The sequence below is a fragment of the Parafrankia sp. FMc2 genome (assembly GCF_041008525.1).
GTDB lineage: Bacteria > Actinomycetota > Actinomycetes > Frankiales > Frankiaceae > Parafrankia.
This window is the reverse complement of the sequence record NZ_JBFLUG010000169.1, coordinates 1-13357: the sequence shown is the minus strand read 5'-3', so window position 1 is coordinate 13357 and position 13357 is coordinate 1. Positions and strand designations below refer to the sequence as shown.

11 protein-coding genes are annotated in these 13357 nt (G+C 71.8%); 3 read left to right on the top strand and 8 right to left on the bottom strand.

What is annotated here, in order from left to right; genetic code table 11:
- Positions 1 to 210: 210 nt before the first annotated feature.
- Together AB1460_RS31855 and prfB are read right to left on the bottom strand one after the other, a co-directional pair.
- Positions 211 to 1080 (bottom strand): polysaccharide deacetylase family protein, encoded by an 870-nt coding sequence (locus tag AB1460_RS31855; RefSeq protein ID WP_368965783.1) that lies wholly within the window; start codon positions 1078 to 1080, stop codon positions 211 to 213.
- Positions 1081 to 1518: 438 nt separating this feature from the next.
- Positions 1519 to 2619, bottom strand: a complete 1101-nt coding sequence (gene prfB / locus AB1460_RS31850; RefSeq protein ID WP_368965782.1) for a peptide chain release factor 2 — start codon at positions 2617 to 2619, stop codon at positions 1519 to 1521.
- A 1382-nt stretch (positions 2620 to 4001) separates the two neighbouring features.
- Here prfB and AB1460_RS31845 point away from each other — a divergent pair.
- Positions 4002 to 5081 carry a hypothetical protein gene (locus AB1460_RS31845; RefSeq protein ID WP_368965781.1) on the top strand — a complete coding sequence of 360 codons (1080 nt, stop codon included), beginning with the start codon at positions 4002 to 4004 and terminating at the stop codon, positions 5079 to 5081.
- Between the two features lie 44 nt (positions 5082 to 5125).
- Here AB1460_RS31845 and AB1460_RS31840 read toward each other — a convergent pair whose 3' ends face one another.
- The 4 genes from AB1460_RS31840 to AB1460_RS31825 form a co-directional block, all read right to left on the bottom strand.
- Entirely contained in the window at positions 5126 to 5614 is a 489-nt protein-coding gene (locus AB1460_RS31840) for a pilus assembly protein TadG-related protein (RefSeq protein ID WP_368965780.1), read from the bottom strand.
- An 11-nt stretch (positions 5615 to 5625) separates the two neighbouring features.
- A complete protein-coding gene (locus AB1460_RS31835) occupies positions 5626 to 7995 on the bottom strand; it encodes a molybdopterin-dependent oxidoreductase (protein ID WP_368965779.1) in 2370 nt (789 codons plus the stop codon).
- Between the two features lie 117 nt (positions 7996 to 8112).
- Complete coding sequence (locus AB1460_RS31830) at positions 8113 to 8877, bottom strand: hypothetical protein (protein ID WP_368965778.1); 765 nt, start codon at positions 8875 to 8877, stop codon at positions 8113 to 8115.
- Positions 8877 to 9392, bottom strand: coding sequence for a SigE family RNA polymerase sigma factor (locus tag AB1460_RS31825; protein WP_368965777.1), 516 nt, complete (start codon positions 9390 to 9392; stop codon positions 8877 to 8879). The genes AB1460_RS31830 and AB1460_RS31825 overlap by 1 nt, the downstream gene beginning before the upstream one ends.
- Positions 9393 to 10061: 669 nt before the next feature.
- Here AB1460_RS31825 and AB1460_RS31820 point away from each other — a divergent pair.
- The gene (locus AB1460_RS31820) at positions 10062 to 10706 is read left to right on the top strand and encodes a dihydrofolate reductase family protein (RefSeq protein WP_368965776.1); all 645 of its coding nucleotides are present in this window, start codon (positions 10062 to 10064) and stop codon (positions 10704 to 10706) included.
- Between the two features lie 5 nt (positions 10707 to 10711).
- Here the strand turns inward: AB1460_RS31820 and AB1460_RS31815 are convergent, their stop codons facing one another.
- The gene (locus tag AB1460_RS31815) at positions 10712 to 11485 is read right to left on the bottom strand and encodes a TetR/AcrR family transcriptional regulator (RefSeq protein ID WP_368965784.1); all 774 of its coding nucleotides are present in this window, start codon (positions 11483 to 11485) and stop codon (positions 10712 to 10714) included.
- A 71-nt stretch (positions 11486 to 11556) separates the two neighbouring features.
- Between AB1460_RS31815 and AB1460_RS31810 the strand changes: the two genes are divergently transcribed.
- Positions 11557 to 11967 (top strand): VOC family protein, encoded by a 411-nt coding sequence (locus tag AB1460_RS31810; RefSeq protein WP_368965775.1) that lies wholly within the window; start codon positions 11557 to 11559, stop codon positions 11965 to 11967.
- A 63-nt stretch (positions 11968 to 12030) separates the two neighbouring features.
- Here AB1460_RS31810 and AB1460_RS31805 read toward each other — a convergent pair whose 3' ends face one another.
- A complete protein-coding gene (locus AB1460_RS31805; RefSeq protein WP_368965774.1) occupies positions 12031 to 13113 on the bottom strand; it encodes a WD40 repeat domain-containing protein in 1083 nt (360 codons plus the stop codon).
- Positions 13114 to 13357 lie beyond the last annotated feature (244 nt).

The window sequence follows — 13357 nt, the reverse complement described above, 5'->3', positions numbered from 1 at the left end:
GGCGTGATCCGGAGATCGGCGGAGGCTGGGCGGTGGCACCGACGCCACCTTCGGGCGTCGGTCGGCACTTCCGGGCGGCGCGGGCGCGGGATCGGCACGCGGAACGACCATGAAGGATTCCGAACCGCAGCGGAATATTCGGGACGGCAGCCGGAAAGACTCCCGTTCAGCCGCCGCCGGAGGCCCGCCGGCTTGAGCCGGCGAAATCCGTCAGGCGGTTTCCACGCCGAGACGCCAACGGATCGACCGATACGCACGCCACCCGGCACTGAGTTTGCGGCGGGCGGCCAGTGCCGCGTCGCGATGCCCCTCGGTGACCAGGCGAATAATGTCAGCGGCGCCCACGGAACGACCGACGATGAGTCGGCTCACCTGGAAACGGGACCGACTGCGCCGGTGTATGCGGTATCCCATCTCGCACGCCGACGCGAAACCGGCGCTTTCGACAATCCGCCGGACACCGGGTGAATGGTAGCCGAACGGATAGCAGAAACTGCTCGGGCGGTGACCCGTCTCCTCGGCGATGGTGCGCATGCTCGCGGTGACGTCGTAGCGCGCGATGGCGGGCGGGACGACGTCGAGCTCGACGTGCCGGTGCCCGGCAGCGCCGATCTCGATCCCGCGGGCGGTCAGCGCGGCGAGCGTCGGCCAGTCGAGCAGGGCCAGCTCGCGCTCCGCGTACGGCTCGAGCCAGCGGGCCCGCTGCCCGACGTACGCCGTCGGCACGTACAGGGTCGCCCCGGCGCCGAACTCGGCAAGCACGGGAAGCGCCCTGGTCACGAAGTCCTCGAAGCCGTTGTCGAAGGTGACGGCGACCTGGCGCTCCCGCGGGTTGGCGAGCGCGTCGGAGAGGCTGGTGACGGTGTAGCCATGCTCGGCGAGGCTGCCGAGCTGCTCGACGAGGGCGCCTGCCGGTACCTCCCACCTGCGGAACGACGGAACGGAGCAGTCACCGATGCTGTGGTACATGAGCACCGGGAGCACGGCCCTCGACGGCCCGGGGGCCGAGTCCTCCGCGGTGGTGCCGTGATGCCACGTTCCACCCGGTGACGCCGTCATGGCCGTCGACATGCCGGTCATCGGTCGTCACGCCTCGATGCGACTACCGTGAGTTCGGACATTCCACCCGCCGTCTCGTCGATGAAGCTCGTTCGGCAGCACGTGGGACGACAGTACTTCGACCTGGTGCGCTTCGAAGGACGAAACCGCGAATCCACGTGGTGCCCCCATCCCCACGCCGCGGCCGACGGGAGCCAGGAACCACGTCGCGCGGCGGCGCCGAACGGAGCGTCACTCTACACGCGCGCGGACGATGAGCCAATCCCTCGATGTCCGTCCCGGCGGGGTGGAACGCAATGGTCCGGTTGATGACCCGAACTGCGGAAGATTTTTCTTGTACGCGAAGCGGCCCGCTTGTTTCAGTCGTACGCCGGCGGGTAAACCGCGCCGGCATCTTTCCAGCCTTTCCCCGGCGACCGCTATTGCCGAATCAGGCCGGGGAGGAGCCGGAAAATCCGGTCATACGTCCTTTTCGGCAGCCCGGCGCCACCTGATCTCACCGTCAATGAAGTCGTCGATGTCGCCGTCGAGCACCGCACCGGTGTTGGACGTCTCGACCTCGGTGCGCAGGTCCTTCACCATCTGGTACGGATGCAGCACGTAGTTCCGGATCTGCGAACCGAACGAGACGTCCTGCGGCCCGCCGGTGAGGCGCTGCTTCTCCGCCGCCTCTTCGGCGCGGCGCCGCTCCAGCAGCTTGGCCTGCAGGACCATCATCGCCGCGGCCTTGTTCTGCAGCTGGCTGCGCTCGTTCTGGCAGGTCACCACGATGTTGCTGGGCAGGTGCGTGATCCGCACCGCGGAGTCGGTGGTGTTGACGCCCTGGCCGCCGGGCCCGGAGGACCGGAAGATGTCGATCCGCAGTTCCTTCTCGTCGATGTCGACGTGGTCGGAAACCTCGACGGCCGGTGTGACCTCGACGCCGGCGAAGGACGTCTGGCGGCGGTTCTGGTTGTCGAAGGGCGAGATCCGCACCAGCCGGTGGACGCCGTGCTCACTGCGCAGCGTCCCGTAGGCGTAGGGGCACTTGACCTGGAAGGTGGCTGACTTCAGGCCCGCCTCCTCCGCCTCGGAGGTGTCGAAGACCTCTGTCGCATAGCCGTGCCGCTCGGCCCAGCGCAGGTACATCCGGAGCAGCATCGCCGTCCAGTCGGCGGCGTCGACCCCGCCGGCGCCCGCCGAGAGCTGGACGATCGCGTCGCGCTCGTCGTACTCCCCTGACAGCAGGGTGCGGACCTCCAGTGCGGAGATGTCCCGCGCGAGCGCGGGTAGATCCGCCGCGGCCTCGGTGAGCAGGTCGTCGTCACCCAGGTCGAGGGCGGCGATGAGGTCGTCGAGGCGGCGCCGCAGGCCTTCGACCCGGGCGATGTCCCCCTTGACCGAGGAGAGGCGCCTGGTGACGCTCTGGGCCCGGACCTGGTCGCTCCACAGGTCGGGATCCGCCGCCTCCTGCTCCAGCTCCTGGGCACGACGACGCAGACCTTCGATGTCGAGCACAGTCTCGATGCCTGCCAGCGTCGCGTCGAGAGTCTTGATCTCCTCGGAAAGGTCGACGGCCATGGTGGCCAGCCTACCGGCGAGCACCGGTGGGCCCGCAGACGGTTGATCCGCAGACCGCGTCCCGCCTCCCCTGCCGGTCGGGCCGGGGGCCGGGGGCTGCTCGGCCCGGGTGGTCAGGCACCTCCGGCGGGACGTCCGGACTCCCCCGGACACGCTCTCCGGCCCCCCGCGGAGGAACCCTCCGCAGACCACGGACCGGGCATCACCGTCAGGGTCCGTCCTGTCGGCGCGGACAGCCACGGACCAACCACCGGTCCGGGCACGGCGAGTCATGTTCCGGAAGCATTCCGGAACGGGTCCTCCGGGTCCCGCCGGCTGACACTCCGGGTACGACGGCCGAGCCGCTCCGCCGGCGGGCGGAGCCTCCCGAGGCGGGCGAACGGCGGGTGGCGGACCCGGCCCGCGCCGGGTCGGGTGGCTCCTCACCAGGCAGGTCTCCACCGCCGGCGGGCGCCTGTGGGACGCCTGCCCCGCCCCGGGCGGCCCCGCCCGCACACCCGCCCGAGCGGCTTCGCCACGCGGATCTCCAGGTCACCAGCAAGAAACATGCAACGGCACCATGAAATGTACGGTTAACATCCGGCCAGCCAGGCAACGACCAGCAAGGGAAATGGCGTGAGATGTTTCGCGGGAGACATCCGGCGAGGTGCGTTCCACATCACGCCCCGCACCCGACCCGCTCCCGAGGCAGCCGGAAGCGATATCGTCGTTTCCGTCACGGAGTGGTGAGACGCCAAGTAGTGAGACGCGGAGCCTTCGATGCGGCTCGGCGGGCGACCCGAATCGTTCGGGTGGCCTTCCGGCCGGCCGCGGGCGCCGCACGGCACGGCGAAGTTCGTGCCCAGGGACGACGACGTCCACGGGCCCCGGGCCGCCGTGCGGCTGTACTGGCGGGGACCCGCACCGCGGCGAGCCTGCACTGGCGCAGGTGCCTGTGCCTGGTGGGCTTCCGCGCACCGGCTCCGGGCAATGACCAGCTCCGGGCAATGATGCCCTGGCGGCACTGCGGCCGCCCGATCGGGCCCGGCATCGTCGTTGATGCCGTCCACAGGTTCGCCCTGCTGTTCGACACACACGGACCACGACATCGCACTGGCGGGCCCACCGCCGGTGTTCGGTGTCGTTGTCACCCCGCCACGGCCAGCACCGCGGCGGGGTGACAACGACACCGCGGCAGACGACACAGCACCAGCAACAGACGTGAGGTCAGCGGATATGCGCACCCGCAACAGCCGGCAACCGATGGCCGGTGGATACCCGGCCGGGACCGGACGAACTGTTTGCGAATGTCAGGGGTGTCATTTCTCTAGGCAGCGCCGTCCCGGCCCGGGTCTGGCGCGTCCGGCGGCTTTCCCGCAGGCCGTATCGGGCACGTGGTCCCGATGACAGCGGAAAGCACCGGAACAGCGGCCCACGAGACGGCCGCGGGCCTGCACGACGCCTGCCTGGCCTCGTTGCGCGCCGCGGTCGCCAACTACGAGACCGTCGACCTGGCTGTCACGGCCGCCGCCCTCGAACCACTGGAAGAGACCACGAAGACCATCCCGCAGCAGTACCGCCTGCGGGGACGTCCAGCCATCGACTGGATGTGGCTGCACGCCGCGGTGACCACCGCCGCCGCTGCCGCCGCCTATGACCGGGGCCAGCACACCAGGGCCGCGAGCCGGGCCGACCGCGCCGCCTCCCTGGCCCGTGCGGCCGGAGACGGCCCGCTGGCCGCCCGGGCGCTGGCGCTGCGGGCCCGGGTGGTGCGCCCGCACAGCCCGGCGGTGGCCCTGCAGATCGCCGGGTCGGCGGCGCGGATCGCCGGCCGCAGCCCCACCCGCGCGCTGATCTCCGGCAAGGTCGCGAGCAGCGCCTGCGCGGCCGCCGGTGACGCGGCCGGTGTCCGGGACGCGGTCGCCCGCGCCTGGGCGACCATGGCGGAGCTCGGCGAGGAGGCGCACGGCCGCCCCGGCTTCAGCCTGGACACCTACTCACCGGCCGATCTCGCCCTGGCCTGCGCGGAGGCGCTCACCACCGTCGGCGCCGCCGACGAGGCGACTCCGTACCTCGAGCGGGCGGCGTCACTCATCGCGCGCAGTGGGCAGACCGGCATGATCGTCTCGGTGCGGATGGCGCAGTCACGCGCCGCCATCGCCCGGGCGTTCCCCGACCGCGACGAGGCGATCGAGCACGCCTCCGAGGCGGTCACGCTCGCCGCGCGCCGTCCGGCCGAGTGGGTGGCCCGCCTCGTGCGGGATGTCTCCGACCTTGCCGAGATCCGCACCGGCCACGGCTTCGACGATCTGGTCGCGGTCACCGCGGGCTGGATCGCCGCCCCCGAGCCCCTGCCGCCGGGCAGCGGCTGTGCCGCCGACGCCACCGACTTCGCGGCGATGCCCCGATCCAGCGGGATGAGCACTGTTCCCGCCCCTCGGCGGGCACGTGCCTCCTGTCAGGGCGGCGTCGACGACCTCTGACCGTCGGCCAGGACCGCGCCCGGCGTCAGGGCTCCGGGCGTGGGTCAGGGTTCGGTGGGGAGCCTGACCCGGGCCTGTGCCTCGGCGCCCGCCCGCACGGTGATCGGACCGACGCCCAGGAAGCTCACCACGGGCAGGTTCACCACCCGGCTGCCCTCGACCCGCACCGTGGCCTCGTCAACGAGGTCGGCGGCAAGTGCGGTGCGGCCGGACGGATCCGCCCGGGTCTCGTAGTCCGCGACCGTGTCCTCGATGTCAGCCAGCGGCAGCGCGGTGTAGTCCTCCCCCGCGGTGTAGATCGCGTTCTCGTCGATGCGCTGGACGGCGGCCAGCGCCGCGCCGTCAGCCGCCGACGCCACCGACCGGCGCGCCAGGTAGACCACCGAGACGTCGGTGACGACCACGGCCAGCATCGCCGCCAGCATCAGGTAGCCGAGCGTCAGGATCAGGATCGTCCCGCCGTCGGACGGAGCTCCGCCCGTGCCCTCGGGACCCCCTGCGGACCCCGCCCGTCCGGTGTGCGCGCCGGTCACCGCCCGCGGCCTCAGTCCGCCGGGACGACCCGCACCGGGATGCCGTTGAGCACGGCGTTGCCGGAGAGCGGATCGACCCGCGAGCCGTCGGTCAGGATGTTCGTGTTCACGCCCGCGTGGTCCGCCGCGACCGACATCCGGGTGCCGTCCAGGCCGTGACCCCAACCGTGCGGGAGGCACACCACCCCGGTCATCATCTCGTCGCTGACCTGCACCGCGACGTCCAGTGAGCCGGCGGCGGACGTGATCCGCGCGGATCCGCCGTCACGCACCCCACGGCGGGCGGCGTCCTGCGGGCTGATCAGCAGGGTGCAGCGGTTCCGGCCCTTGGCCAGCGCCGGGACGTTGTGCATCCAGCTGTTGTTCGTCCGCAGGTGGCGCCGCCCGATCAGGGCGAGCTCCGCCTCGTCCGACGCGGCCGTCCGGTCGAGGGTGGCGCGCAGCCGGGCGAGCTCGGCCAGGACGGGCTCGGGGCACAGTTCGACGGTGCCGCTGGCGGTCCGCAGCAGGGTCGGGATGCGCGGTTCGAGCGGGCCGAGGTCGATCCCGTGCGGGTTCGCCAGCAGGGTGGCCAGCCGCAGGCCGTCCGGGCGGGCCCCGAACGCGTCGCCGAAGTGCCCCGTGCGCAGGGCCACGTCCAGCAGGCGTTCCGGGACGTTCTTCCCGTCGACGAGAGCGCGCAGTTCGGCGACGTCCCGCCCGCGGACGGGTGAGCCGGCGTCGCTGGTCGCGCGGCGCAGGGCGTCGACGATCAGGCTCTCGTGAAAGGCCTCGACCTCGTCCGCGCTCGGCACGACGGCAGCCCCGGCAGCCCCGGCAGCCCCGGCAGCCCCGGCAGCCCCGGCAGCATGTTCTGCGGGCGAGGCGTCGAGCGTGCGGGCGATCAGGGTCAGGCGGGCCATGATGTCGTGCTCGGCCATCCCGCCGGGATCGGGTGGCAGCACCGGCGGCGAGTAGGTCGCCACCGTCCGGACGGCCAGCGCGCCGAGGCTGAAGTCGTAGTGGCCGACCCGGGCCGCGTCGGTCGGTGGCAGCACCACGTCGGCGTGCCGGGAGGTCTCGTTGAGGTACGGGTCCACGCTCACCATGAAGTCGAGCTGCGCCAGCGCCGCGGCCAGCCGGCCGGAGTCGGGCGTCGACAGCGCCGGGTTCCCGGCGACGGTGAACAGTGCCCGCAGCCGACCCTCGCCCGGCGTGTCGATCTCCTCGGCGAGCGCGGCGGACGGGAGTTCACCCATCACCTCGGGCAGCTGACGCACCCGGGTGTGCCAGCGCCCGATGCCCCAGCCGCGGCCGACGCCCGGCTGGCCGGGCGGCACCCTGTCGGCGCGGCCGTGCGCACCCCGGCCGAACATCATCCCGCCCGGCGCGTCCAGATTGCCGGTGATCACGTTCAGGACGATCGTCAGCCAGCTTGTGAGCCCGCCGAACTCGACCGTCGTGGTGCCCATCCGGCCGTAGACCGCCGCCTGCGGCGCCGCGGCCAGTTCCCGGGCGGTGCGCCGGGTCGTCTCGGCGGGGATTCCGCACCGGGCCTCGACCGCCTCCGGCGTGAACGGGCCCGCGAGGTCCAGCACCTGGCGCAGCCCCGTCACGTGGTCCGCCAGCCGCCCGGGCCGGACGAGCCCCTCCGCGGCGAGCACGTGGACGAGCGCCAGCAGCCACAGCGCATCCGAACCGGGCCGGATCGGCAGGTGCTCGTCGGCGAGCTCCGCGGTGCGGGTCCGCCGCGGGTCCACCACGACGACCTTCCCGCCCCGCGCCCGGATCGCGGCGAGCCGGCCCGGGAAATCCGGCGCCGTGCACAGACTGCCGTTGGAGACGGCCGGATTCGCCCCGAGAATCAGCAGATGGCCGGTGCGGTCAAGGTCCGGCACCGGAATCAGGGACGGATGACCGAAAAGCAGCCCACACGCCACGTGCATCGGCATCTGGTCGACCGTCGAGGCGCTGAACAGCGCCCTGGTCCGCAGCGCGCGGATGAGCGCCGGCCGGTGCTGGGCGCCAGCCATGGTGTGCGCGTTCGGATTTCCGAAGTAGAGCCCGACCACTGCGGGGCCGTATGCGCCGACAACCCGGCTCAGCCCGGCCCGGACCGCGGCGAAAGCCTCGCCCCAGCTCACCTCACGATGCTCGCCTGTCGCCTGGTCGCGCAGCAACGGGCGACGCAGTCGGTCGGGATCATTGAGCAGCGCCGGCAACGACGCGCCCTTGGGGCAGAGAAAACCGCGGCTGAAGACGTGCTTCGCATCCCCGCGGGCCGCCACCACCCGCCCGCCCGCGATCCGCAGTTCCAACCCGCAGGTCGCCTCGCACAACGGGCAGATCCGCAGGGCGGTGACCGGTCCGGTCGCCGTCTTCGGTCCCGGTTCTCCTGTCATGCCCGGCAGGATCGCATATTCCGGACGGGCCCGCGCGCTCCGGTCCCGCTACCTGCGTGATACCGGCTGTCGCCGATCCCTGCTGCCCAGATTGACAGAGGTGACGGAGGCGACGGATCAGGCGGTTCCGACGAGGAACATGTAGGTGGAGGCGCTCACCAGCCAGCGTCCGTTGACGCGGACGGCTTCCACCCCCCGTCTGATCTCGTACCCCCACCGCGCACCGAGCACGGGGTCGCTGTGCGTGAGAACGACGGTCGCTCTGGCCCTGTCGCTGGTGTTCATCGTGATGTCCTCGAGTCTGACCCGGAGGTTGCCGACGAGTCCCGGATACTGCTGCCCGAATCTCACCGTGAGGTCGTGGTACTCCGAGCCGTTCTGGACGTAGGCCAGCCCGTCGTCGACGTTGTCGTCCGCGTCGAACGCCTCGTTGAAGGCAAGAGCGATCTGGTCGACGGTGGCCTGGTCAGGCCGCGCAGGGGTGACCGGGGGGAGTGAAATGGCTGGAGCGGCTGGCGAAGAAGTTGCCACGCCGGCCGGCGGAACGCCCGGATTCGCCGGCGTTCCGGTGGCCGGCGTGGGGAGCACGCTGCCGTCCGCGGCTGTGATGACGCTCAGCCCGCCGCCGGAGGTGAAATGATGCTCGACGGCCATGCCGCCGACAATCACCGAACTCGTGGCCAGCGCCGCCGCGCCGATCACGAGTGCCCGGCGCCGCGTCTGGTGGCGTGACACCTCCCTGGCGCGAACTCTGGCGGCCAGGCCGGCCGGGGCTGTGACGGAACGGGTGGCCTGGTCGAGCAGTTCTCGCAGTTTCTGCTCACGGAGCGGATCAGATGCGAAGGCGTCGCCAGTGCCAGGGGGAGCATCGTCGGCAGGCATCAACGCCTCCTCTCGCTTTGGATGCGGACATCCCCCAGATGCTGACTCAGACGCAGCCGGGCAAGCGCCCGTGACGCGTGGGACTTCACCGAGCCGACGCTGCAGCCGAGAATTTCGGCCACCGCGGCTTCCGACAGATCATCGAAATAACGCAGAACGACTACGGCACGTTGTCGTCTGGGGAGTTCCTGCAGCGCACTCAGCACCTGGTCCCGCAGCGCCAGGTCCGGAACTCCCTCCACCCCGACCCGTTCGACCGCCGCGTCCAACGGCTCCTCTCGGATCTGTCTCGTCCGCCGCCAGCGCGAGGCCGCATTCACCATCACCCGGCGGACATAGGCCTCCGGAACGATGATCCTCTCCGCCTCCCAGCGCCGGTAGGTGCGTTCCAGGGCACCCTGCAACAGGTCCTCGGCCGCGTGGCGGTTGCCGGTCAGAAGAACGGCCGTCCTCATCAGACGGTCGCCCGAGGAGACGACGAAACCCTCGAACGACTGATAGGACGCCTCGTCCATCGAGTGCCCCCCTCGATTGGGCCGCGCCGCCCAGTACCACCGTGTACACGTCGACGGGACCGCGTCCGCCGCGAGGCGGTCCGCTGCCCACTGGGCGCGCCAGGCCGACTGTCGGCCGACGGCGCGCGCAACTGCGCCGCCGTCGGCCGGACCAACAGTCACTGGCTCCGGCAGCGCGGCACCCCCTGGCCACGCGACATCCGGGAAGCCGCCGGTCGACGGACTACGCGGGAGCACCCCCGAGCATGGACGCCAGCCCCCGCACACTGGGGCCATCAGGACGATCCGCCATTCATGTCTCCTGCTCTGGTGGACGCTGGCCGGGCGATGGCACGCACCGAGACGACCCGGCATCCCTTTTCGACGGTTACCACCTCCTTAGAGCGCCACCAGCGCAACCAGGTTGACGTAGTGAGCCAAAACTTTCCCCAACGCCCGGTGCCGCTACGCAACGCTCCGGCAACCAGGAGTGCGCTTCACGTTCTGGGCACCGGGCACCGGAGACCAAAGAGAGCCAGGGCTGTCGGCCGGCCGAGACAGCGGGCGGTGCCGGTGCGGCATCCCGCGCGGCTCGACGCGGACGAAGCCGGGTGCTGTCGGTGCGATGAGTCTGCCGGTGCCCGCGGGTCTACCTCCCGACCGAGACAACCACCTCGTCGGGAGCAGAACATGGGCCTCATCCACCTCGAGCTGTTCGCAACCCTCGACCTCGTCGGGCAGGCACCCGGCGGCCCCGAGGAGGACCCGGCGGGATTCCCGTTCGGCGGTTGGCAGGCACCGCTGATGGACGAGGTCTCCGGGGCACAGGTCGGCGCCGCGTACGAGGGCACGGACGCCCTGCTGCTCGGCCGCCGGACATACGACATCTTCGCCGCCTACTGGCCGCACCAGGAGGGCGGCCAGGACAACGCGATCGCCACGCTCTTCAACAGCGTTCCGAAGTACGTCGCCTCCCGCGGCCGGCCCGGCCTCTCCTGGGCCGGATCCACCCAGCTCGGCCCGGACCTGGCCGGTGCGGTGCGCGAGGTTCGTGACCGGCACAAGCACGTGAAGGTCGTCGGCAGCCTGAACCTGGTGCAGACCCTCCTGCGCGAGAAGCTCTTCGACCGTCTCGACCTCTGGGTTCACCCGATCGTTCTCGGCGCCGGGAAGAAGGTGTTCGACGGTGGCGCGGTGCCCACCAGCCTCACCCTCCTCGAACCACCGGTCGCCAGCCCGACGGGCACCATCTACCTGCGCTACGGACTCGCCGACGGCACCCCCGGAACGGGAGACATGAGCGCACCCGGCCGCGGGACCGGCCGCGACCGCTGAAGTGGTCAGGGGCGTTCGATGAGGGGGGCCAGGCCGTCGAGCAGGCGGGCGAGGCCGAAGCGGTAGGCGTGGTCGGGATTGTGGGCGCTGCCATGTGCCTGGCCGGCGGCCGTGCCGACCCGGGTCGCGCGCGGGTAGCGCTGCTCGTCCAGCACGCGGGCCAGCAGGGGGCTGACGCGGGCCCACCACCGCGTGTCGTCCCCGTCGGGGGTGGAGGCCGCGCTGGCTGCCTCGTGGGCCGCGCGCGCGTTGGCCTGGACGAAGGACAGCAGGTAGGTCAGGCAGTCGTCCATCTCGACCTCCGAGAGGCCGAGACCGTCGAAGGCTGAGAGCTCGTGCTCGTACTTGGCCATGAGACCTGGCCCCAGCGGAGGGCGCAGCGTGGAGACCTCGGCTGCCCAGGGGTGGACGGTGAACAGGGCGCGGTTCTCGTCGGCGATGGCGGTGAGCCGCTCCCGCCACGGCGCACCGGCGGTGTCCGCGCGGGGCATCTGGGCGTAGGCCGCGTCGAGCATCAGGTCGAGCAGCTCCTCCTTGCCCGGCACATAGGTGTAGAGCGTCATCGGAACCACCCCCAGGGTGCGGGCGACCGCGCGCATCGTCACCGCGCCGAGACCCTCCTGGTCGGCAAGATCATTGGCGGTTCTGACCACGGTGGCGAGGTCCAGGGCCCGGCTCGGCCCCCGGCGGGATGCCGTCGGCGCCTCTCCCCACAGCAGAGCAAGCGTGCGGGCCGGATCACCGGCACCCGATCGTTCAGCCGTCACGGGTGCCATCATCATACGAGAAACTCTGTACAATGTATGATGTACGACGTACAGAGTTAATGGCCAGACCTCGGAGGATCCACGTGAAGATCACTTCATCCGCGGTGTCACTGAACGTCGACGACGTCACCGCCTCGGCCGGCTTCCTCACCAGGCACTTCGGCTTCACCGAGCTGATGGCCGCCGACGGCTTCGCCTCCCTCGGCCGCGAGGACGCCGGCATGCACGTCGTCTACCTGCGCCGCGGGCTGTCGACCCTGCCCGCCGACCAGCGCGACACCCACGCGGCAGGGCTCATCCTCGCGTTCGTCGTGGACGACCTGGAGGACGAGCTCGCCCGGCTTCAGGGCGAAGGCGTCACCATCACGATGCCGCTCACGGTCGAGGAATGGGGGGAGCGTGCCTTCCAGGTCCGCGACCCCAACGGCGTCATCGTCCAGCTGGTCGACTGGAACGGCCCCGGCGGCCACCCCGGCACCGGGAACGTCCACTGACGTCGAACTCGTTCGGTCGGCTGCCGGCGCGGCTCAGCAGGGGGCGGACCACGGCGGCGCGGCTCAGCCGAGGCCCCACAGGCGGACCAGCTGGTCCCCACCGGCGGTGACCAGCATGTGCCCGTCCGGGGAGAAGGCGACCGACGAGAAGCCGGACTGGCTCGTCAGCGGCTCTCCCAGCCGGCGGGGAGCCGCCTGGTCGGCGACGTCCCACAGCAGCACCGTGCCATCGTCGCTGCCCGTCGCCAACGTGCGCCCATCCGGCGAGAAGGCCGCGGCCGGGACGGTCGCGGTGTGCTCGGCCAGCGGCGCGCCGAGCCGCCGGGGCTCCGCGGGCCTGGTGATGTCCCACAGCTGGACCGTGTGGGCGTCTCCGGCGGTGGCCACGGTGCGGCCGTCCGGGGAGAAGGCGATGGCGTAGACCCAGCCGGCGGCGACGGACGGCAGCTCGCCCATGGCGCGGGCGGAGCCCTCCGTGGTGACGTCCCACAGGACCGCCCGCGGACCGTCGCCGCTGGCCACGGTCCGGCCGTCCGGGGCGAACGCGACCGACGCGGTGTTCCCGTCGACGCGGGTCAGCAGGCGGGGCCTGGCGCGGTCGGCGACGTCCCAGAGAATCAGTGCCTGCCCGCTGCCGGCGGCGACGAGCCGGCGGCCGTCAGGCGCGAAGGCGACGGAGTACATGAGGCCGTCGTAGCCGGTCAACGGCTCACCGAAGGCGCGGGGAGCGGCAGGGTTGCTGATGTCCCACAGCCGCAGGGTCTCCTCGCCCGCGACGGCGAGGGTACGGCCGTCCGGCGCGAAGGCGACATCCTCGACCCGCCCGAGGTGGGTGATCGCCCTCGTCCCGAGATCGCGGGGCGAGGTCGGGTCGGACACGTTCCACAGCAGGACGACCTGATCGTCGCCACCGGTGGCCATCAGGTCGCCGCGGGGCGAGATCTCCACCGTCCAGACAGCCGCGGTGTGCGCGGCCAGCGGTGTGCTCAGCAGCTCGGGGGCGTTGCGGGAACCGACCCGCGCTGGTGGCCCGTCGGTGGACGGCGGCGCGGTCGGCTCGGCATCGCCCGCGGCAGACCTCCGACCACTGTCGCCGCCCTGCAGAAGGACGAGCAGGAGGCCCACCACCCCGCAGACGACAAGCACAGTCGCGAGGCCGGCGACCGCGCTGCGGCCCGGGCGCCGGCCCCCGGCCGGTCGGCGCCCGCCGGCACCCTGCCCCGCCGGGGCGTTCGGGGGCGGCGCCTGGTTCGGGGGCGGCGCCTAGTGCAGCTCCGCGTAAGTCTTGCTGGGGTTGTCGTCAGGCGGCTTTGAGGGGTTCGCCGGTGTAGGTCCAGCGGTAGGGCTTGGCGGTCCGGTCGTGGACCTCGATGAAGTGGAGGATCTTCTC

Bases quoted from the DNA above. Each gene is read 5' to 3' on its own strand.
- AB1460_RS31855 (WP_368965783.1), bottom strand. From the start codon at position 1,080: ATGACCGGCATGTCGACGGCCATGACGGCGTCACCGGGTGGAACGTGG.
- prfB (WP_368965782.1), bottom strand. From the start codon at position 2,619: ATGGCCGTCGACCTTTCCGAGGAGATCAAGACTCTCGACGCGACGCTG.
- AB1460_RS31845 (WP_368965781.1), top strand. From the start codon at position 4,002: ATGACAGCGGAAAGCACCGGAACAGCGGCCCACGAGACGGCCGCGGGC.
- AB1460_RS31835 (WP_368965779.1), bottom strand. From the start codon at position 7,995: ATGACAGGAGAACCGGGACCGAAGACGGCGACCGGACCGGTCACCGCC.
- AB1460_RS31830 (WP_368965778.1), bottom strand. From the start codon at position 8,877: ATGCCTGCCGACGATGCTCCCCCTGGCACTGGCGACGCCTTCGCATCT.
- AB1460_RS31825 (WP_368965777.1), bottom strand. From the start codon at position 9,392: ATGGACGAGGCGTCCTATCAGTCGTTCGAGGGTTTCGTCGTCTCCTCG.
- AB1460_RS31820 (WP_368965776.1), top strand. From the start codon at position 10,062: ATGGGCCTCATCCACCTCGAGCTGTTCGCAACCCTCGACCTCGTCGGG.
- AB1460_RS31815 (WP_368965784.1), bottom strand. From the start codon at position 11,485: ATGATGGCACCCGTGACGGCTGAACGATCGGGTGCCGGTGATCCGGCC.